Consider the following 21,473-nt stretch of genomic DNA (forward strand, 5'->3'; position numbering starts at 1 on the left):
TACTTACTCCATCAAGATTAGCGCCGCATAAGTTCTTCAAATCAATAATTAAAAAAAAAGCAGAGTAGTAGCTACACTATAATAATAAAAAATTAAACTGAAGGAGTACCATATATTGGATAATTTATATAAACCAACTCGACTGATAATTACATCAACAGCAAAAGTTAATTCGAGAACAGATTTAATTATATCCAGAGTAAAAAAAATAAATCCAACTGTTCAAATAATTTATTCCAATAACCAAATACCCAAATTACCTAAGGGGTTAACGCCGGTTAAACAAAAAGAATATTTAGATGAAACTCTTCTGCTTTGCACCCGTTCTATCGGTGCTCCTTTCATGGAAGTTTTTGCGTCGCCAGGCAACATTGCAGAAAATATTGGGATTATGGGAAAACTCGCTTTTCATTGTCCATTGGGATGTGAGTTTTGTTACTTACAAGTCGCAGGAAGAGGAACTCCTTGGAATCGGGTTTATGTAGATCTAGAAAGATTTCGGGAAGAAGTCAAAAAGGAAAAGTTCGTTCATGAAATGTGCTTGACGTTGTGGTCTGCAATATCATTTTATAATAAAGAAGCACTAATGAAAGTCCCCGAGGGATTTAAAGATGTATGTGATAATAGAATACGCAAAGCTGTCCTATCAGAAAGAAATAATATTAACACGCATAAAAAAGCTTTAGAGTATTTGAAATTAAATATAGAGGCTTACTTTAAGGAGTTGGGGTTAGATATTAACGATCCGGCATACAAGAAGATATTAAACAACCTTCCTCAATATTATAGTAAGAACAAGAAAAATCCGCTATGGATTAATATAAGTGAATATACCGATGTGTTAGGTTTAGATCATATAACAGGCATAATGGATGAACTTCTTTCTTGGTTAAAGGAAGATAAAAATCTTCGAATTAAACTAAGAACTAAATGTCCTAATCTTACAAATATTCTCAAGCATAGTAACCTAGATCGGTTGAACATCAATATTGATCTTAACACAAATTTTGCAATAAAAAATTTCGAGAACCGTTGCTTTTCCCAAAATGATCGAATTAAAGCAACAAATAAATTAATTGCTGCCGGCGTTAATGTGCAACTCGCTATAGAACCAATTATCATGTATAAAAATTATGAGAATGACTACAAGAAACTGATATTAAAAATTGAAAAAGAGATTGACCTGTCAAAGGTAGCAGATATTAAAGTTGGATGTGTCAGATACAAAACGCAACTCATAAATCATATCAAGAAAGTAAATCTTAATATTACCTTATTCAATAATCAACAACAACTCGTTCCACCAATGAAGGGAGATAAGCGTTGGCGTTACTCAGAAGATGAGCGAATAAAAATATACTCTGCCATGATTAATGCACTAAAACCTAAAAATAAAAAACTGATAAAACTCGCTGCTGAAACGCCCGATATGTGGGAAAAATTAGGTCTTGATAACATCGCTGTCCACAGTAATACAGTTTATCAATCAAAACGTAAAAGGAAAAAATAATGAATATTAATAAACACGACGATTGGAAATGCCAATCTGCTAACTATATAATCGGTTGCGAGCACGGCTGTCTGTATTGTTATTCTAATGAATTGGCTGAGAAATATGGTTGGTTAAAAAACAATAATTGGACAACAGAAATTGTAAGGCAGCATGCTCTAGATACTAACTTCAAGAAATATGATAAGCAAGTTATGTTTCCAACTTCACATGATATTACACCAAATCATCTCGATGAATCAATTCAGTTCCTTAGAAAAATTCTTGAGGCGGGTAATGATCTATTAATAGTCAGTAAGCCGCATCTCGAATGCATCAAAAGAATCTGTAAAGAATTTGATCAAAATAAAGATAAAATATTGTTCAGATTCAGTATTGGTTCAGTGGATGATAATGTTTTAAAATTTTGGGAACCAGGAGCTCCTGACTTTAAGGAAAGATTTTCTTGTTTGAAACATGCTTCTAATAAAGGGTTTCAGACAAGTGTTAGCTGCGAACCGATGTTGGATGATCACATTGAGCGGGTAGTTAAAAAAGTTGATCCTTATGTAACGGAGACTATCTGGATTGGAAAGATCAATCGACTTCTGGGCACCACCGGCCGGGGACGTCTAGAGTTTAATGGTCATTTTAATCCCAAAACAGAAAAGAAAGCTCTGCAATTAATTCAGTGGCAGAGCGATCAGAACATCATCAAGCTGTACGATCAACTTCGGACTAATCCGAAAATTCGTTGGAAGACGAGTATTAAATCTGTCTTGCAGAAGCACTCGTTGCCGGTTTGATGATTGATACTTATGAATATAATCAGGTATAAGATCCATAATGGCAAAGAAGATATGTATCCCCGCTCCTAGTAGTGGGAGTTCTTCAAACGACCAGTTGTTAAACAGCACTAAGTTCTTTGACATACTGAATAATCGATTTCCGAACAAGATTAATTACTCTCTTGCAGAAGTAGCTGAAGTATTGAATCTCAGTTATGATTTCGTACGTGAAAAAATTTCTTGCGGCGAAATCTCTGCAATCAAGTTTGGCGATAGATACATGGTAAATGTTTTTGAATTAGCGCGAATATTAGAGGAAGGTGTGTAAATGGGAACAATTAGAAAAACAAAAAGTGGAAACTTCCAAGCTGATGTTAGGGATAAACAAGGCAGGCGCTACAGAAAAGTATTTAGAAATAGAAAGGAAGCATCTAAGTATATCGCGATGACAGAAGATGAAAAATACACATTAAAGTTGGCGAAGGTAGGGTTGAAAAGTATTCCGACTCCTCTCCCCGCCCTTATTGACCAAGCGATAAAGTGTAAGGGAGCACTCGCTCCAGCATCTTATACCAAATACAAAAGTATGTTTGAATTCTTCAGAAACTTCGTAGACAATGAGCGTATAAACTTTGCGGCCGACTTTACTCGTGTGCATGCAGATAAGTATAGAGACATAATCATAAATACAAAAGCATCTGCAAAAACTAAAAACTTCTATCTCTCAACTATCAAGTCATTGTTTAAGGATCTCGTTGATAGAGATTTGATTCTGAAAAATCCATTCTCACATATTAAGATGGAAAGGAAAAAGAACAAGACTATGCTAGAACGTGAAGAAGAATATTACACGGAAACTGAGATCAAATCATTCTTTGCTGTCAATATGGATATTATTTATAAAAAAATATTTCTTGGAATGTTTCTAACTGGGATGAGACGAGAAGAACTGCTATCACTTAAATGGCATAGAGTCAGCTTCGTAAAACGAATGATTGAAATAAGAACCGATGGATCATTCACAACTAAAACCGAATCATCCGAAAGGGACGTTCCTATGAGTAATTATTTATTCACAATGCTTACTGAAATGAATAACACCAAAAATTCGGAATATGTTTTTCCTTCTTCTCGAAATACAAAAATGGATGAGGACAAACTGCTCCGTGTTTGCAAAGATATAGCAAAGGAAGCCGGAATTTCCAAGAATGCAACGCTGCATAAATGGAGACATAGCTTTTCATCGCATCTTGAACAGCTTGGGGTTAGCGAGAGTGTTCGTGGATATTTGATGGGCCATAAGCCAAAGACTATGACCGGTCACTACACTAAAATTGATCCTACAAAGTTGTATGAACAAGTCTCCAAACTAGATCAATTAATTAACGAGCGTACTAAAGAGTAGGTTTATATTATAAGGAAATAAATTGTGGCAATAACAATTACAAAAGTAAAAGAGCCTAGTGGTTGGCTTTCAAATATGTCACCACATCAAATCCAGTATGCTGGCAAAGTATTCAGAACTGCAGAAGCTTTAGTCCAATGGCTTAGATTTCAAAATTATCCGGATGTTCAAAACGAAATCTTCATTCAAAAATCTCCAATGGGTGCTAAGATGAAAGCTCGTAAGAATCGAGATCTTCTCAATCGTGGTGAAAAATGGGATGAAGCTGCTGAAGATCTTCCATGGATGAAAATGTGCCTTAAATTAAAAATCGAGCAGCGTCCAGATCTCAAACAACAACTACTCGAAACCGGTGATGCAATTATTATTGAAGATTGTACAACACATGATAGAGAGTCAGCTAGATTTTGGGGCGCTGTTAAAAAAGATGGCATATGGGTGGGCGAAAATCAACTTGGTAAACTCTGGATGGAAATACGTGACGAACTAAAAGCTTCTGAAGCAAAAACAACTTCCAGTAATTAATTAACGATTCAATTAAACATTATAAAGCCGTCACTAATGTGGCTGTTTTACTAATAAAATTCGTGAGGAAACTTTGAAAAATAATTCTAATCATGTAAATCTAGATTTAAGAAATGAAGTGCTGAAAATTGTCGATCAACTTTTTAAGAATCTTGCTTTCCTTGATCGAGAGAGTGAAAAAATTTCATTACAAATTATTGAATCAATCAGCGCCTTCTACGCAGAAAAAAACTGTGGATTGCATTTCATTTTTGAGGAGAATGTATTACCATTTCTTAAAAGACAGCCGGAAAACATACGCCTTGAAAAAGTAAAAAATCTCTTGACTGATGGTTATATCGATATTCAAGATAAACGAATTCATTTGCGGTTTTTGCCATTCTTAAATTACAAACAACCGTCAGGCGAAGAGATATTAACATATGTGACTGAGATTTTATGACCTAATAGATATTCAAAGAAGGAAATTAAAATCAACATAAAAGGCCGTCACACCTGTGGCGGCTTTTGTTGTTTAATGGAGGCTATGTGAACATGATTGAATTATCAAAATATTTACAAGATGAAAATCTCGCAGAACGTTATTTGCTAGAGAAAGGAATTCTAAAGACCTGGACCAACTGCCCTCATTGCAACTCTAACAAGATAGGAAAAATAAGTCGCAGTAGAATAAAGTGTTATAAATGCAAAAAAGAATGGCATAAAAGAAAGGATAGTATTCTTGAAGGGAGGCATATTTCGGCAGCAAAATTTATAGCATTATTAAAATTATTTTTAGAAGACAATAACCCGGTAATGATTAGCAAAGAAATAGAGGTTGAAAGACGAGCAGTGTTGTATATTATTAATTCGATCAATAATCTAATTCTCAAAGATTATTCAATTTTAGGAGAAAATAATAATAGATATGTTCTATATGTATTGGATGAGAAGATTATTATTAATAAAGAAGAAGTAAATAGTTGCTTCAAGAATAAATCATATATGCGAATTGAACCAATACGTTATAGAAAATTTGGAAACATTTATTCCTTTCTACTTAACTCTAAATGGATCGGTAAAAAAACAAATGATTTCAATACAGTGAATAATTTCCTTAGTTTCTTAAAAGTTAGGTCGCTTAATTACGCGGGTATATCTGAAAAATATTTTATGGAATATTTGTTTATAGTGATATTTAAATTCAATAATAGATCAAGAAATTTCTTCGAAACAGTATTGGAAATGATCAATTTTAACAGGGTGGTCGAAACTACACAACCCCATGATTTTTCAGAATTGGAATAAAAATCTTGTGACCAAAAAATGACCAACTAGGCAGAATACACCTCATTAGGCAGACTACACAGACCCCTTTAAAAAACAAAAACCTCGAAAACAGCATTCATTTGTTATAGTCGAGGTTTTTATTTTCTATGAGGAGAGAGAGGGATTCGAACCCTCGGTACCCTTGCAGGTACACTACCTTTCCAGGGTAGCCAGATAAACCACTCCTGCACCTCTCCGTTGAAGTTTGGTTTGTAAATATATTAAGAATCGGTAACAGAAAAAAATTTGTTCAGAGATGTAATACTAAATTGATTTCTAATTCTTCAAAATGATAAAGTGTTATTAATTTTATAACTTTGTATCCAAACTTAATCATAAAGGAAAGGTGGCAGAGTGGTTGAATGCGGCGGTCTCGAAAACCGTTGTTCCGGATTCCGGAACCGGGGGTTCGAATCCCCCCCTTTCCGCAATAAATATCTTTTGCACTTTTATATTCCTCTCTTTCTTTACTTGATATTTTTTCCTACAAAAATATTACAAGCTCAATCATCTGTAGAAAATTGGGTTTCTGTTTCAATCGAAAACGATAAAACTCTCTATATCAATGTAACCGGTTTGTCGGGATTTCAAGGTAATGAAATTTATGTCTGGTCTTTAGAAGAAGTAAATCCTCCATTAACAATGGAAGAAGTAAACGGCGATATCTATAAAGTAAAAACTTACTATCATATTAGTAAAGAACTTTTCAGATATGGAATTATGCAAATCATTTATTATGATAAGAATAATAATGTGTTAAAACATTATAATTATTATCGCAATACAGAAAATCTGAATTTTATTTACAACTTTCCGATAATGAAAAACTCAGATATTTATAAGATCTTAGTAAAGTGTTTGGAATATATTACGCCAGATGGAAGTAACCATTAAATGATGTGATATTAGTAGGAAATATATTCATTCAAAATATTTACCCCGCCGATTAAATTCATTTGCTGTAAAATATTATCACGACGATGCATTAGATACCCGCTCGGTCTACGAGGATCGCGTTTGGTTGGATTTGGCAATACTGCAATTATAGTTGCGGCTTCTGTGGGATTTAGTTTTATAGAAGGTTTTCCATAATAAATTTTTGAAGCGGTTTCAATCCCATATATTTCATTTCCCATCTCTGCAATATTTAAATATACTTCGATAATTCTTTCCTTACTCCAAAGTAATTCCAACATCAAAGTGTAATAAGCTTCAAATCCTTTACGGATAATATTTTTACCAGACCATAAGAACATATTTTTTGCAACTTGCATAGAGACTGTACTTGCCCCGCGAATTCTTTTCCGGTGTTCATTTTCTTTCATTGCTTTTTCAATTTGTTCAAAATCAAATCCGAAATGTTCAAAGAATTTTTGATCTTCAGATGCAATAACTGCCAACGCTGCATATTTTGAAACATTTTGGATTGATACAGATTTTTGTTTTACATCTGAAAAAGAGATCAACCCTAAAAACGGATCTGTTCTAGAATTAATGAATGCAGAAACTGGCGGGTCAATTATTCTGAAGAAGAGTATTATGAAAATTGAAAATGCCGTATATAGAGCAAATAATGAAGCTAAAAATTTGACGACTTTGAGTGGTATTTTCATTTTCTAATAAGAATTTTTCACATAATAAATTTAATGACTTTAGAATGAACATACTTAAAATTTCTTACAGAAATAAAGCGCTAATTAGAACTAAATCTAATACGGATTTGTTAATTAAATAGTAAGTTGAATAATAAGAAATCAAATTACTTAATAATGAGAGGTTCAAATGATATCCGATAAAATGCAAAAAGCATTGAATGAACAAATCAATGCGGAATTATTTTCATCATATTTATATTTATCAATGTCGGCTTATTTTGAAAGTGAAAATTGGCTTGGCTTTTCAAAATGGATGCAAGTTCAATCACAAGAAGAATACAGTCATGCAATGAAATTTATTAAATATTTAAATGATGTAGATGGAAGAGTTTTACTTGATGGCATAGAAAAACCAAAATCAAAGTGGAAAACGCCGCTGGAGGTTTTTGAAGAATCTCATAAACATGAGCTCTACATTACCGAAAGGATTAACAGTCTTGCCGGATTAGCGGTACAAGAAAAAGATTATTCAACAAGTTTATTTCTAAATTATTTCATAACAGAACAAGTTGAAGAAGTCTCAACGGTTGCTCAAATCGTCCACAAATTCAAATTATTGAATGATAACAAAACTTCCCTATTCCTTCTCGATCGTGAGCTAGGAATGAGGGCTCAATAATCTTTTAATTGCTTTACAAAGGCGGCTATTCAGCCGCTTTTTTTTATTTGTTCAAAAATTTTTTCGTTAAGATATTTTTTACTATTTTTCGCCACCAAAAATCGAATTAAAGAGGTTAAAAAATGGCTAGAAGATGTCAAGTATCTGGCATTGGTCCGGTGGCCGGTAACAGTATTTCTCACGCACATAATAAAACAAAGAAAAGATTTCTGCCAAATCTTCAGAAAAAAAGAATTTGGGTAAAAGAATTGAATAAATTCGTAACAGTAAAAGTTTCTGCAAGTGCATTGAGAACTATATCCAAGAACGGAACATCCCAAATTGCAAAACTTGTAAATGAGAAAAAGATTAAGGTTAGATAAACTTTAGTTTCTCGAAAGAAGACCCCCGATTAAATGGGGGTTTTTTGTTTTAAAAAGATTTCATTGATTTTAGCAAAGTGGACTAATAACTTTGCCCGAACAAAACTCGAGAGGATAAATTGAATCGAAAAATATATTTACCATTACTTACCTTTACAATTTTATTCGCAATGGGAATAAAATTACAAGCACAGCAATTGCCACCAGATAAAATTCAAAACTATAATGAGATTGCCGGTAAAATTGTTCGTTCTGCATTATTAGATAAAAAAGGTTACAAATGGTTAAATGAATTATGTTCGATTGGTCCAAGGTTAAGCGGATCTGAAAATTCTTCTAAAGCAATTACCTGGGCAAAAAATAAAATGAAGGAATGCGGGTTCGATTCTGTCTGGCTGCAACCTGTTATGGTTCCTAAGTGGGTAAGAGGAAAAATTGAAAAGGCATACATTTCAAAATCAAAAAAATATTTGAACAAAAAAATAACCATTGTTTCCTATGGCGGAAGCATTGGTACTTCAAAAGCGGGAATCTCCGGGCAAGTAATTGAAGTGAAAGGGTTAGATGAAGTTAAAAATCTTGGTGACAAAGCAAAAGGTAAAATTGTTTTTTATAACCGTCCGTTTGATAACGGTTTACTAAACACATTTGAAGGTTATGGAAAAGCAGTTGATCAAAGAATTAATGGAGCTATAGAAGCTTCAAAGATTGGTGCCGCTGCTGTAATTGTTCGGTCTGTTCAATCTAGTTATGATAACATTCCACATACCGGCGTTATGCTTTATGATGATAATGTTAAACAAATTCCAAGTGCGGCTATAAGTGTGATTGATGCTGATTTTTTAAGTAAAGCGATTCAGTCTGAACCTAATCTTAACATAACCATAAAAATGGATTGTAAAAGTTTTCCTGAAGTAGAATCATACAATGTGATTGGGCAATCAACCGGCAGCGAAAAACCAAATGAAGTTATTGTAGTCGGCGGTCATTTTGATAGTTGGGATAAAGGCTGCGGTGCTCATGACGACGGCGCTCCTTGTCTTCAAACGATGGAAGCTTTGGATTTATTAAAGCGACTTAACATCAAACCAAAGAGAACCATTCGTTGTGTTCTTTTTATTAATGAAGAAAATGGTTTGCGTGGTGGAATTGAGTACGGAAAATTTTCCTCTACCTCATCAGAAATTAATTTAGCAGGAATAGAATCCGATCGTGGTGCTTTTACTCCAAGAGGTTTTTCAGTAACAACAGATTCTCTTTCATTAATGAAAATGCAAAGTTGGTTACCCGTATTAAATAAAGCTGATATAGAATGGATTCGCAAAGGCGGCAGCGGCGGCGATGTTGGACAAATAAAAAATGCAAAAGCTCTTTTAGGTTATGTGCCTGATGATCAACGATATATGGATCTTCATCATTCAGATAATGATGTTTACACTGCTGTTCATCCAAGAGAAATGGAACTTGGCACTGCTGCAATTGCAATCATGAGTTATTTATTAAGCGAAGAAGGATTATAAAAAAACCCCGCTGCTGCGGGGTTTAATTTATCTTTTTCTTTCGGAAGATCTTTCTTTACCAGAACTTTTTTCTGGTGCTCTTTCTCCCCTTTGCGATCTTGGAGTTGATCTTTCAAAACCTGAATCTCTTCGAGGTTCAATTTTTCTTTCAGTAGATTGAGTTCTTTCTCTTCTATCAGGTTGACTATAAACCGGTTCTCTTTCTCTTGGGGTCTCACGACTAATTCTTGGAACATTTAATCGTTCTCTTTCAGAATTGTTTCTAACTTGATCTCTTTCATTATTACGATTTACTTCATTGCGAATTCTCCCTTCATCATTTCTTGCCGCATTACGTTCAACTGTAACATCCCGTCCTCTTTCAGAACTCCTGTCATTAGTAATACCTTGATTTCTGTTCCATTCACGTGACATTGGCATTCTAACTTTTTCTCTTTCGATCGTCGAGCGATTATCTCCTTGTTTAATATCATATTTATCAGCAGTCCGTTCGTTAATTACTTCTCTATCTGATGGTCTGTATGAATATATTTTTTCACCACGTTCAGAACGGACACGATCATAATCTCTGTAATTATCTATCGAAGTAATTTCTCTCTCTGCAATTCGATATCCTGCTTTACGTTCTATGAATGATTTATCTATTCCGCCATTAATAATTCTATCTTTATTTGAATAATAATTGTTTCTATATCTAGTGTTCTCAAATATTCTCGAAACTCTTCTGTCATCAAGTAAGTAATTATTAATTCTATGATCGCAAAAACGATTGTATGTTACAAAATTCCAATAACTGAAATGAGAATGCCAACCGATAGAAAAATGAATTCCAAAATTGATTTCAAAACTTGCGTATGGAGGAAGCGGAGCCCATCCGATATAATCATCATCATAACGCCATTCTACCCAAGCCGGAGCCCAATCATAATCCGGTATCCAGATCCATCCGTAATAATCATCATTGTACCAGCGTCCATAGTGATATGTTGCCCATCCAAATGGTTCATAAGAATCCCAGTACCAACCGTCAGATGTCCAACTCCATCTACCATCGGAATAAGGACGCCATCCGTTGTGGTTACCATTCGGTCGCCAAACTGTTAAGTCGTTATCTAATTGAATCCATTCTCCATATGGTCGCAAAGAAGAATAAAAAAAGTTAAATGAAACTTCAAAACTTGGTTTTGCATCTAACTCTATGCTCATAAAAATTAAGAGCGCCGTTATTAATATTATTGTCTTTTTCATGACAGACCTCTCAAATAATGCTATCTATTATTGGACAAGTAATATGCCATTGATTTTTAATAAAAATTGTGCGAAATGAGGTTTACAATATGAATTGTGTTCATTCAACAAGACAATTGCTATAATTTTTAAGACAAACCAAACCTTTTAGAAAGCGAGTTTATCAATATTCTTAAATCAATTTTTTATCAAAATTTATTTCTCTTTTGATTTCAGGAAAGATTTATTCTCAAAAATCTTGAATTCAATATTTAGTGTAACTTCAGATTCAACCGGGACACCATTATTCTCTCCGGGTAAAAATTTTGTTTTCTTAACAGCTTCTTTAGCCGCTTCACTGCAGCCAAAACCCATACCATTAATAATTTCTATATTAACAACTTTCCCTTCAAAACTAATTTTAGCAATCAAAGTAACTGTTCCTTCCGAACCGTAACGCAATGCGTGTTCAGGATAAACTAAATTGTCTTGTATGGATTTTATTCCTCCAACCGGTTCCGGACATATTTCAACATTGCACTGATAATTGTTTCTGCTGCGTTTAATTTTATTTTGCGAAAAATTTATTTTACTAGTATCTGCAGCAACTGGATGATAATTGGGATCATAATCAAATAATTGTAATTGCATTTGATTACCATTAATATAGTTTGATAATGCTTTCAGTGTTCCATTTTCATAAAAGACTCGATTGGCACCGCCTTTCATACCATTCTTAACAAAATATTCTTCTTTTAGTAATCCGGATTCATAATATTCTTTTACCCAACCATTTAAAATACCTTTACTAAAATTCTTCTCGGATTTCAATTGTCCGCTTGGATAATACCAAATCGCATTTCCATCTAATACATCATTCACATAAGAAATTTCTGATTGGACAGAGCCATCCGGATAATAACTTTTAACAATTCCATTCTGAGCGGAAGAAATTGAATAGATAGTTAATAAAATCAATAATAATTTAATTGGCTTTAGCATGATGAAGAATAAATATTATTATGGTTGAAATTATAGTAGCAATATAAAAAAGAAAAAGCCGCAATTCGATATGAACTGCAGCTTTCATTTGTGGGGGCTGATGGGTTCGAACCACCGACCCTCTGCTTGTAAGGCAGATGCTCTGAACCAACTGAGCTAAGCCCCCGAGTTTAAAATAAATCAATAAACTAAAATTTTGCGCACCAATTATAGAACATTTGCTTCTAAGATTCAATATAGCATAAAAATTTTGAGCGGGCGACGGGACTCGAACCCGCGACAACCGGCTTGGGAAGCCGATACTCTACCAACTGAGTTACGCCCGCACGAAGATAAAATTAAACGGTAATGGAATCTTAATCAAGATTTTTTTCACTATTTTTTCAGAAGAAAATTATTGAACACTATGGCTAAAACTCAAAACAAAAATCAAAATATCATCGAACTGGTTTTTCTTTCATTTATTCTTATAATTAGTTTTTTATTCTGGGATACTTACCTTGTTTATCCTATCAAATTATTCGTCGTTTTAATTCATGAAATCAGTCACGCATTAAGTGCAATTTTATCCGGTGGTAAAGTAATAGCATTTAATATCGGTTTCGATCTTAGCGGAAAATGCGAAACCGAAAGCGGAAATAATATTTTGATTGCTACTTCAGGTTATTTGGGTAGTCTGTTATTTGGTCTCCTAATTTTTTATTCAACTTACAATAAAAAAATTGGTAAGTGGTTATTAATCATTATTTCAATACTAATATTAATAACCTCTGTAAGTTTGATGCAGAATTTTTCTCTCATATTATTAGCCGTTCTCTATTCAGTTTTATTATTCGTTTCTGCTTTTTTCCTCCAGATTAGAATTGATTCTTATATTCTCAGACTGTTTGGAATGTTAAGTTGTGTTTATGTTTTATTTGATATTAAAGAAGATATACTTTCAACTAATTCTGCAATATCAGATGCATCAATATTATCTGAGCTTATTAATGTGCCAACAATAATGATTGGTTTAATATGGCTGATTATTTCCTTGGCAGGAATATTTCTTGTTATGAAATTAAGTTACATTCAAAAATCTAAGTGATATCAATTTGTATTTGTTCTTCTCTCTCATCTTTGACAAAACTAAGAACACCTAATCCAATTATAAAAAAGATACAAATCGTTAAGATTGCAAAACGCTGTTCCCCGGTTATATAGCTTACATAACCAAAAACCAACGGACCCAAAATAGCGGAGCTTTTACCAAACAAAGAATAGAAACCAAAAAATTCTGTCTTCCTCTCAAATGGAGTTAGTTTAGACATTAAACTTCTGCTTGTGCTTTGAGTAGCACCCATTACACTGCCGGCCAATAATCCTACAAGATAAAAACTTAATCTTGAGATTCGTTCAGGATCAGAATTAAATATTTTGCTGAACGTTTGTATTACAAAATTATTTTTATCACTAGTGGCAAAAGCTAATAATATGGTCAATATCCAAATCACTAATGAGATTACCAAAGATTTCTTTTGTCCGTAAGAGTCTGCAAAAAAACCAAAAATTAAAGAACCTAAAATGGCTGTTGTCTGAACTATAAGAAAAAATACTATAAGTTCTTCCATCGTAAAGTGGAGTGTTGTACTTGCATAATTTCCGGAAAAATAAATTACAGTATTTACACCTTCGATATAAAAAAAGAAAGCAAGTAGAAATATTGAAAGATTTTTGTAATTTTTTAAATGGGTAATTGTATTGAATACTCTCGTAACTCCGATCCTTATAAATGATTTATCTCTAACAACATTTCTCCTATTGTCCTTAATAAATAGAAAGATTGGAATTGCAAAAAAGAAAAAGACAAGCGCAGAAACCGGAAATGTTTCTTTTATCATATGTGATTTAATGAAAGGAAACACTAAAGCTAATGTAGTTAATGAACCCAAATAACCCATGGCAAAACCATAACCGCTTACTCTGCCGTAATTTTTTGGTGCTGTGATTTCTGGTAAGAATGCATCATAAAAAACTAATCCCGCTTCAAAACCGACGTTAGCAATGATAAACAAAGCCAATCCGAGAAATATATCTCCCCTATTCACAAAATAAAGTAAGCAAGTAGAAATAATGCAAGTAAATGTGAAGAATAATAAAAATCTTTTTTTACCGGCTGAATAATCTGCGATAGCACCCAGAACCGGTGATATTAGTGCTGTGATCAGCATCGAAATGCTTGTACCAATACTCCAATATAAATCCCCGACTGCTTTACCTTCTACAACCGTTTGCTTAAAATAAACTGCATAAAGAAATGTAACTACAACTATTGAATATGACGTGTTGGCAAAATCAAAGAGAGTCCAGACAAATACACGAAATTTTTCGTTCTCTTTAATCTTCATCGGACTTTTTTGGTAAGGATTCTTCAATAAGTCCTCTACCGCTTTTATTTAATCTGCCGTCCTTTTTTGCTTCTGTTAGAATCGCATCTAAAATACCGTTAATAAATTTTCCGCTGTTTGATGTAGAATAATCTTTCGCAATTTCTATTACTTCATTAATAGAAACTTTTGGCGGGATATCCGGGAAGTAAAGTATTTCAACAATTCCAATTTTAAGTAATATACGATCAATAAGTGCGATACGCTCCATTTCCCAATTTTCAACTTTCTCCTTTATCATTTCTTCGAGCTGTTTTTGATTTGCAACAACTCTATCAATTAATGATTTAGCAAACTGTTTATCAGTTGGTGAATTAACATCAGTAAGAATTCCATCAGTTAAAGAAGTTAATCCTTCACCGTTAAATTCATAAGCATACAGAACCTGCAGCACTTTTTCCCGTAATTCTCTTCTATTCGATTTTTTCATGTTTTATTAAGTGTTTAAATCGTGACGCCAAATTTAATCGGTTAATTTCAAAAAACAAAAAAAAGTGATTTCTCACCCAAAGGTGTAAAAAATTATTTATTGATTAGCTCGCCTGACCAACTGATTTATAATCAATGACTAAATAGCAAAAAACCAGAATAAAAGTAAAGCAACGCTTTCACGCGCACGATAAAAAATAGTTTTGCTGAAAGACATTGAGTAATCTGATGAAACACCAATTGTTTTTATTTTAAAAAATCTTGCAATTTGGATAATCCGTGAAAGATGAAATCCATCGGATATAATCAAGACAGTATTATTATTTTTTAATGAAAGAATTTCGTTTCTAAGATATTTTATTTGTTCCGATGTTGTTGATGACCGGTTTTCTATTACAATATCTTTCTTCGGAACTCCTAAATTTGTTAAATAATTAAATGCTGATTCAGATTCACTTATTTCGCCAGGGGCTTTCCCACCGGTTAGAAGAAAATTTTTAATTATTCCTTCGCGATATAATTCAAGAGCTTTTCTTATTCTTGCTTCAAAGATTGGACTAGGTTGACCTCTGCTATAAACGGCTGCTCCAGGTATGAAACCATAATCATATTTTGTTTTGGCCAGTTTGGATTCATCATAAACTTTAACATTCCAAACAAAGAGAAGTGAAAATACAAGAAGAATAACAACTGAAACTATTGTGCGAACCAATGCCCGCAGTGCTAAGTAATTTTCGCTGCCAATTATAATTCCCCATAAATAAATCATCGAGAATATTTGCAGTAAATTACTGAATACGAACAAGAATCCTACATAAACTTTTTTTGCGGGAAAGCTGAATAAATAATTGCTGTTATTTATAAGATTTAATTTTTGCACAAAGAAAACGAAAACTAATGACAGTAAAGAAATAATTTGAAATGCAAAAATTAGATTTGCTTTTCTGTTGTCAATATTCTTTTTGCCGGTTGATAAAATAATACATGCGATAACAATTAATAATGTTATTAGTATGTTAAGAATATTGCCGATATAATCAACTCTAAATTCTGCTAAAGGTAAATTATTAAGATTATATTTTAGCATCAGCAATCCTAATAAATATATTATTGCAAAGAATGTAATAATAATTATAGGACGATTATTTCGCGTGTTCCCTTTCAATCGTTATCTCTCAAATATAATTTTTATTATACGATAGCAGAAAACATTTTTAAGTTATAGAATAATTCTTAGATATTTTTCTTACAAATAAAAAAACAATCCCAATACCCAAAATTCCACCGCAAGAATCTGCCAGCCAATCATAAAAATCACAATATCTACCGGGAACAAAAAGTTGATGGAGTTCATCCACAGCCCCGTATGCAAGCATTAAAAGTAATGCAAATAAAAAAGCTTTGGATGATATTAGTATAGACCTCTTCTGGAAATATAGAGTCAGAGATAATAGAATTGCTAATCCGCAGTACGCAATAAAGTGTTCGTACTTATCTTGATTCTCAAATAATCGAGGAACATAATCAGCAGGTATAGTTGTCAGTATAAAAAGAGTTATCCAATACACAATTAATGGAATATAAATTAAAGTAATTGTGTTACTGCCAAGATATTTATACAAACGAATTAAGAATGAATTTGATTGCATGCGGGATCTGATCAATTAAGTCCTCTGATGTATAGCCGTATTCGGTCTTTTCTTCAAGTAAAAGATCTGCGGCTAAGCTGTGGATATAAATCGCACTAATAAGTGCGTCTTCAATTTCATTTGACTGGGCAAGAAAGCCGGCGATCATTCCGGTAAGAACATCTCCGCTTCCAAATTTTGCTAATCCGGGATTACCTGCACTATTAATAAATGTCTCTCCGCCTGGATTAAAAATAATTGTAGGCGCACCTTTTAATACTAAGTAACAACCATTTTCAGTAGAAAATATTTTGCCATATTTTAATATATTTTTCTCAAGTTCATCTAAGCTAATTCCTATCATATCCGAAAATTCTTTTTGATGAGGTGTTAACACATTCCCTTTTAGATTCAACTTTTTATATTCCTCATTCCGAAGAGCAAATATTCCATCCGCATCTATTACAAATTTTTTAGATTTATGCTTTTTTAATATTTCGATAACTGCATCAATCGTAGATTGATCTCTCCCCAATCCCGGACCAATTGCAACAACATTTGCCCAATTAATTTTATCATCAAGTTCCTTGAGATTTTTATCACTAAGAATTTCTTGTCCGCTATCTTCATAAGCATAAACAATTGCGCTATCAAGCATCTGCTGAGCAAGTGTTTTAATAGATTTCGGGAATGCAAGAACAGAAGAACCTGCACCGCTTCTTAAGACAGCATTTGCAGTTAAGAATGAAGCACCCGGAAGTTTTCCGCTTCCGGCAATAACAAAAACTTTTCCCGCAGAATATTTATGCTGATCTAATTTTTTAGCCGGTAATCCGTAATACGCATCTTCCGGCTCAATTAGATAATCTGAAATAATAAGTTTACTGTAAAATTCATTTCCAATTCCAATCGTTCCCCTTGATATACTTCCGCAATTAACATAACCCTTTCCGTAGAACAATCCAGTCTTGTAGTTAGAAAGTGTAACTGTAAGATCTGCATTGAATACAACTTCACCGTAGGCGTTTTCTAAATCTAAACCTGTTGGTAGATCTACCGCAACTTTGAAAGCATTCGACTGATTTATTCTCTCTACAATTTCTTTATAAGGTTCCGTTAATTCACCACGACTTCCGGTTCCGAGCATCGCATCAATTATTAAAGAACAATCATCAAATTGAGATAGATCTTTTGCACTTTCATAGATCATTAATTTAGAAGAAGGATATTCATTAATTAAATTTTTAATAATTCTGAAATTTGTTAAAGCATCTCCTTTTAATTCTTCTTCAGCGCCAAGAGAAATAATTTTTACAAAATATTCATTTATTATAAAATGACGTGCAACAGCAAATCCATCACCGCCATTATTCCCTTTACCGCAAACAATACCAACATTTTTATTCTCTAATTTTTCAGAAAGATTAAGAAGGATATCCTGATAAAGACTTCTCGCTGCATTCTCCATCAAAACAATACTTGGAATACCGAGAGTATTAATTGCAAAGTTGTCAGCTTCGCGGACCTGCTGTGATGTATAAAGTGGTATCATAAATGATCCTGTGCGGATTTTCTAAGTGTAAAATAAGAAAGAATTGGGATAAATATTAGTTATGATTTTTTATGATAACAAAATCTTCGAAATATTAATTTCTTAATTGATAAATTGCTACCCATAATTAATTGTTTTATTACGGGAGAAATGATGATTGATAAAAAGGAAATGAAGAAACAATACAAACAAACATTACCATTCATGGGTATTTATCAAATAAAAAATTTTATCAACGGAAAAATATTTATTGGCAACAGTAAAAATCTTCATGGAAAATCTAACAGCTATAAGTTCCAGTTAAATTCCGGTTTACATATTAACAGAGATCTACAAGAGGATTATATTAAATACGGTGAACAAAATTTTACTTTTGAGATACTCGATACATTAGAACCTAAAGACGATCCCGCATATAAATATGATGATGATCTTAAAACATTAGAAGATTTATGGCTTGAGAAACTTCAACCGTTTGGTGAAAAAGGATATAATAAATTTAAGAAGTAGTTTACTTCAATACAGAAGTGATCACATTCATTAGAGTATCTGGAAGAATACCAAAAACTAATATTAACAACGCTGCGATTATAACTGCGGTTAAGCTATATGGTGAAATTATAATTTTGAAATCTTCAGCAGCATCTCTGAAATACATAAACACAACAACCCGAATATAGAAATAAACACTTATCACGCTTGAAAGCACACCTAAAATTGCAAGCCAAGTTAACTTACTTTGTATAGCCGCAATGAACACATAATATTTTCCGAAGAAACCGGCAAGCGGCGGAATTCCGGCAAGCGCAAACATAAATAGAGCCATCGTCGCTGCAAGAATGGGACTCTTTGCATTTAATCCGGCAAAAGAATTTAAATCTATTCTGGAATCGTTCTCTCCTTCAACAATCGAAATAATAGTGAATGCACCAATGTTCATAAATGTATAAGCTGCCAGATAAAAAATTATTCCCGCTACACTAAAAACATTTCCTGCGGCAAGACCGATTGCCATATAACCCGCATGAGAGATTGATGAGTAAGCAAGCATTCTTTTCAAATTTGTTTGAGAGATTGCAACAATACTTCCAAATAACATTGAGAGAGCAGAGATTGTTGCAAAGTAAGGTTGGAAAACATTCGGTGCATTAAAATTAAAAACAACCGATAAAATGATTATCAATACACTGAAGGCTGCAGCCTTACCGATTGTGGACATAAGTGAAGCAACTGTCGTTGCCGAACCTTGATATACATCCGGCACCCACATGTGAAAAGGAACAGCTGCAATTTTAAAACTAAATCCGATCAAGAAAAAAATCATTCCAAGAATAAAAATTATATTTGATGAATAACCAACAAAATTTTCAACCAAGTTTTGGACACTAGTTGTTCCCGTGGCTCCGTAGATCAATGCAATGCCGTAAACAATAAATCCCGTTGCAAAAGCACCAAGTAAAAAATATTTCATTGATGCTTCATTAGCAGAAAGTTTTTTGCGGTTGATTCCCGCGAGGACATAAAAGCAGATCGACATCAGCTCTAAACCCATGAAGATCATTATAATATCTTTAGCGCCGGACATCACCATCATTCCTAATACCGCTGATTGAATGAGAATATAATACTCACCGAAATAAGTGCCGTATTTTTTTAGATAATCAATTGATGAAAGAACAACAAGCGCGGCACCGATATTAAAAATGAAATTGAAGATTGCCGGTTTGCCTCCCACTTCAATCATTCCGCCAAACAAAACAAAATTTTGATTTATGTTAAACACAGAATAAAATGCAGTTGCAAAAAACATTGCAATTGAAAACCAAGGAAGGATTTGCTCGCTCTTCTTAGTATAGATCTCGATTAGAACCGATAATACAATTCCAACTCCAATTATAATTTGAGGCATCAATAAAAAATATTCGTAATTATTTTGTGGCATAAGCTATATTCTATTTAAACAAATTTATTGTATATGAACCAACTTGCTGAAGTATTGATTGCGTTGATGCTTCAGTAAGTTTTAAGAATGTACTCGGGTAAACACCAATCCAAACTATGAAAACAAAAATCGGTACAACCACAATCATCTCTCGCAAGTTCATATCGGTCAATTTGTGTTTCAATTCTTCATTTTTTACTTCACCAAAAACAACACGCTGATACATCCACAACATATAAACTGCAGATAAGATTACTCCCGTTGCGGCAAAAATTGTAAACCACCAACTGTTCAGAACAGATGATTTGAACGAACCGATCAAAATCAAAAACTCTCCGATAAATCCGTTCAATCCAGGTAAACCGATTGATGACAACATCGCTATCATCAACACAGTTGAATATAATGGAACGAGTTTAGCAATTCCTCCATAAAAAGAAATCTCGCGGTGATGTGTTCTTTCATATAGAATACCTACTAAAAGAAATAACGCTCCCGTGGATAAACCGTGATTGATCATTTGAATAACCGCACCTTGAACAGATTCGATAGTCATTGCAAAAATTCCGAGCACAACAAATCCAAGATGGGAAACGGAAGAATACGCAACCAACTTTTTCATATCGGTCTGCACCATCGAAACAAGCGCACCGTAAATAATTCCTATAACAGCAAGCACAGAAATGATTGGCGCAAATTGAACTGACGATTGTGGAAACAAAGGCAGACAAAATCGAATCAAACCATAAGTTCCCATCTTCAACAATACTCCGGCAAGAATAACAGAACCGGCAGTAGGTGCTTCAACGTGCGCATCGGGCAGCCACGTATGAAGTGGAAAGATCGGAACCTTGATTGCAAAGCTCAAGAAGAACGCTCCGAACATCCACGATTGAATTTCGTGAGGAATTGTTGGACCAACTTTATAAAGATCTAATAAGTTCGTTGTAAAATATCCAAGCGTGCTTGAAGCATAAACCGCCAGCCAGATAATTGCAACAAGCATTAACAAACTTCCGAACATTGTGAAGATAAAAAATTTAACTGCGGCGTAAATTTTTCTTTCACCGCCCCAAATACCGATGATGAAGTACATCGGGATGAGCATTGCTTCCCAGAAAATATAGAACAAGAAAATATCGAGCGAAATAAAAACGCCGAGCATTCCGACTTCGAGAAAGAGCATAGAGAATGTGAACATCTTCACATTTTTTTCAATCGCTTTCCAAGTTGAAAGAAGTGTAAGCGGGGTTAAAAATGTTGTAAGTAGAACAAGAAGAAGTGAAATTCCGTCAACACCAACATGATAGCTGATGTTCAAACTTTTTATCCAAACAATTTGATGAATAAATTGGAATTGGGAATTGGCGGAATCGAATCCAAAATAAACAATCAATGAAATAATAAATGCAATAAGAGATATTGCTAAACCAAACCAGCGGATGAGCTGTTTCTGTTCTTGCTTGAAGAATAGAACAAGCACGCTTCCGATGATCGGAGTAAGTAGTAAATATGTTAAGAGTAAGTTTTGTTTCATAAGATTTAAATTTTTCTTTGCGTCCTTCGCGAAATCCTTTGCGACCTTTGCGTTAAAGC

23 protein-coding genes and 4 tRNA genes are annotated in these 21,473 nt (G+C 33.6%); 14 read left to right on the plus strand and 13 right to left on the minus strand.

Going from position 1 to position 21,473, the window contains the following annotated elements; all coding sequences use genetic code 11:
* The first annotated feature begins 115 nt into the window (after positions 1–115).
* The 7 genes from NTZ27_05260 to NTZ27_05290 all read left to right on the plus strand — a co-directional run bounded on the left by NTZ27_05260 (position 116) and on the right by NTZ27_05290 (position 5,494).
* Positions 116–1,510 (plus strand): hypothetical protein, encoded by a 1,395-nt coding sequence (locus NTZ27_05260; protein ID MCX6174144.1) that lies wholly within the window; start codon positions 116–118, stop codon positions 1,508–1,510.
* A complete protein-coding gene (locus NTZ27_05265) occupies positions 1,510–2,295 on the plus strand; it encodes a hypothetical protein (GenBank protein ID MCX6174145.1) in 786 nt (261 codons plus the stop codon). The genes NTZ27_05260 and NTZ27_05265 overlap by 1 nt, the downstream gene beginning before the upstream one ends.
* A gap of 40 nt (positions 2,296–2,335) precedes the next feature.
* Positions 2,336–2,605 carry a helix-turn-helix domain-containing protein gene (locus NTZ27_05270; protein ID MCX6174146.1) on the plus strand — a complete coding sequence of 90 codons (270 nt, stop codon included), beginning with the start codon at positions 2,336–2,338 and terminating at the stop codon, positions 2,603–2,605.
* Positions 2,606–3,682: a tyrosine-type recombinase/integrase gene (locus tag NTZ27_05275; protein MCX6174147.1), complete on the plus strand. Its 1,077-nt coding sequence runs from the start codon at positions 2,606–2,608 to the stop codon at positions 3,680–3,682.
* Positions 3,683–3,706: 24 nt separating this feature from the next.
* Positions 3,707–4,207, plus strand: coding sequence for an NADAR family protein (locus NTZ27_05280; protein MCX6174148.1), 501 nt, complete (start codon positions 3,707–3,709; stop codon positions 4,205–4,207).
* A gap of 73 nt (positions 4,208–4,280) precedes the next feature.
* Entirely contained in the window at positions 4,281–4,649 is a 369-nt protein-coding gene (locus NTZ27_05285) for a hypothetical protein (protein ID MCX6174149.1), read from the plus strand.
* A 92-nt stretch (positions 4,650–4,741) separates the two neighbouring features.
* Entirely contained in the window at positions 4,742–5,494 is a 753-nt protein-coding gene (locus NTZ27_05290) for a hypothetical protein (protein MCX6174150.1), read from the plus strand.
* A 131-nt stretch (positions 5,495–5,625) separates the two neighbouring features.
* Here the strand turns inward: NTZ27_05290 and NTZ27_05295 are convergent.
* Positions 5,626–5,712 (minus strand) — tRNA-Ser (locus NTZ27_05295).
* A 143-nt stretch (positions 5,713–5,855) separates the two neighbouring features.
* Here NTZ27_05295 and NTZ27_05300 point away from each other — a divergent pair.
* Positions 5,856–5,943: transfer RNA gene (locus tag NTZ27_05300), tRNA-Ser, on the plus strand.
* A gap of 13 nt (positions 5,944–5,956) precedes the next feature.
* A complete protein-coding gene (locus tag NTZ27_05305) occupies positions 5,957–6,409 on the plus strand; it encodes a hypothetical protein (protein ID MCX6174151.1) in 453 nt (150 codons plus the stop codon).
* An 11-nt stretch (positions 6,410–6,420) separates the two neighbouring features.
* Here NTZ27_05305 and mtgA read toward each other — a convergent pair whose 3' ends face one another.
* The gene (gene mtgA / locus NTZ27_05310; protein MCX6174152.1) at positions 6,421–7,128 is read right to left on the minus strand and encodes a monofunctional biosynthetic peptidoglycan transglycosylase; all 708 of its coding nucleotides are present in this window, start codon (positions 7,126–7,128) and stop codon (positions 6,421–6,423) included.
* 169 nt (positions 7,129–7,297) lie between these two features.
* Here mtgA and NTZ27_05315 point away from each other — a divergent pair, with 169 nt between their 5' ends.
* The 3 genes from NTZ27_05315 (at position 7,298) to NTZ27_05325 (ending at position 9,671) form a co-directional block, all read left to right on the plus strand.
* A complete protein-coding gene (locus NTZ27_05315; protein ID MCX6174153.1) occupies positions 7,298–7,789 on the plus strand; it encodes a ferritin in 492 nt (163 codons plus the stop codon).
* A 122-nt stretch (positions 7,790–7,911) separates the two neighbouring features.
* The gene (rpmB, locus tag NTZ27_05320; protein MCX6174154.1) at positions 7,912–8,151 is read left to right on the plus strand and encodes a 50S ribosomal protein L28; all 240 of its coding nucleotides are present in this window, start codon (positions 7,912–7,914) and stop codon (positions 8,149–8,151) included.
* 119 nt (positions 8,152–8,270) lie between these two features.
* Positions 8,271–9,671 (plus strand): M20/M25/M40 family metallo-hydrolase, encoded by a 1,401-nt coding sequence (locus NTZ27_05325; protein MCX6174155.1) that lies wholly within the window; start codon positions 8,271–8,273, stop codon positions 9,669–9,671.
* 27 nt (positions 9,672–9,698) lie between these two features.
* Here the strand turns inward: NTZ27_05325 and NTZ27_05330 are convergent, their stop codons facing one another.
* The 4 genes from NTZ27_05330 to NTZ27_05345 form a co-directional block, all read right to left on the minus strand.
* Complete coding sequence (locus NTZ27_05330) at positions 9,699–10,919, minus strand: hypothetical protein (GenBank protein MCX6174156.1); 1,221 nt, start codon at positions 10,917–10,919, stop codon at positions 9,699–9,701.
* Between the two features lie 195 nt (positions 10,920–11,114).
* Positions 11,115–11,900 (minus strand): TonB family protein, encoded by a 786-nt coding sequence (locus NTZ27_05335; GenBank protein ID MCX6174157.1) that lies wholly within the window; start codon positions 11,898–11,900, stop codon positions 11,115–11,117.
* A 91-nt stretch (positions 11,901–11,991) separates the two neighbouring features.
* Positions 11,992–12,066, minus strand: a tRNA-Val gene (locus NTZ27_05340).
* A gap of 87 nt (positions 12,067–12,153) precedes the next feature.
* Positions 12,154–12,226 (minus strand) — tRNA-Gly (locus tag NTZ27_05345).
* Between the two features lie 80 nt (positions 12,227–12,306).
* Between NTZ27_05345 and NTZ27_05350 the strand changes: the two genes are divergently transcribed.
* Positions 12,307–12,987, plus strand: a complete 681-nt coding sequence (locus tag NTZ27_05350; protein ID MCX6174158.1) for a M50 family metallopeptidase — start codon at positions 12,307–12,309, stop codon at positions 12,985–12,987.
* On the opposite strand, the gene NTZ27_05355 is transcribed toward NTZ27_05350, so the two are convergent.
* From NTZ27_05355 to NTZ27_05375, 5 genes are all read right to left on the minus strand, one after another.
* Positions 12,980–14,314 carry an MFS transporter gene (locus NTZ27_05355; protein MCX6174159.1) on the minus strand — a complete coding sequence of 445 codons (1,335 nt, stop codon included), beginning with the start codon at positions 14,312–14,314 and terminating at the stop codon, positions 12,980–12,982. The two genes, NTZ27_05350 and NTZ27_05355, sit on opposite strands and share 8 nt — an antisense overlap.
* Complete coding sequence (gene nusB / locus NTZ27_05360; protein ID MCX6174160.1) at positions 14,277–14,756, minus strand: transcription antitermination factor NusB; 480 nt, start codon at positions 14,754–14,756, stop codon at positions 14,277–14,279. The genes NTZ27_05355 and nusB overlap by 38 nt, the downstream gene beginning before the upstream one ends.
* Before the next feature lie 138 nt (positions 14,757–14,894).
* Positions 14,895–15,842 (minus strand): YdcF family protein, encoded by a 948-nt coding sequence (locus NTZ27_05365; protein ID MCX6174161.1) that lies wholly within the window; start codon positions 15,840–15,842, stop codon positions 14,895–14,897.
* A 127-nt stretch (positions 15,843–15,969) separates the two neighbouring features.
* Positions 15,970–16,419, minus strand: a complete 450-nt coding sequence (locus NTZ27_05370; protein MCX6174162.1) for a VanZ family protein — start codon at positions 16,417–16,419, stop codon at positions 15,970–15,972.
* Positions 16,370–17,935: an NAD(P)H-hydrate dehydratase gene (locus NTZ27_05375; protein MCX6174163.1), complete on the minus strand. Its 1,566-nt coding sequence runs from the start codon at positions 17,933–17,935 to the stop codon at positions 16,370–16,372. Before NTZ27_05375 ends, NTZ27_05370 begins: the two co-directional genes overlap by 50 nt.
* Before the next feature lie 153 nt (positions 17,936–18,088).
* Between NTZ27_05375 and NTZ27_05380 the strand changes: the two genes are divergently transcribed.
* A complete protein-coding gene (locus tag NTZ27_05380) occupies positions 18,089–18,445 on the plus strand; it encodes a GIY-YIG nuclease family protein (GenBank protein ID MCX6174164.1) in 357 nt (118 codons plus the stop codon).
* 1 nt (position 18,446) lies between these two features.
* Here NTZ27_05380 and NTZ27_05385 read toward each other — a convergent pair whose 3' ends face one another.
* The gene (locus tag NTZ27_05385) at positions 18,447–19,877 is read right to left on the minus strand and encodes an NADH-quinone oxidoreductase subunit N (protein MCX6174165.1); all 1,431 of its coding nucleotides are present in this window, start codon (positions 19,875–19,877) and stop codon (positions 18,447–18,449) included.
* A 10-nt stretch (positions 19,878–19,887) separates the two neighbouring features.
* Positions 19,888–21,414, minus strand: coding sequence for an NADH-quinone oxidoreductase subunit M (locus NTZ27_05390; GenBank protein MCX6174166.1), 1,527 nt, complete (start codon positions 21,412–21,414; stop codon positions 19,888–19,890).
* Positions 21,415–21,473: the final 59 nt, after the last annotated feature.

Source organism: Ignavibacteriales bacterium (assembly GCA_026390775.1).
Classification (GTDB): domain Bacteria; phylum Bacteroidota; class Ignavibacteria; order Ignavibacteriales; family Melioribacteraceae; genus Fen-1258.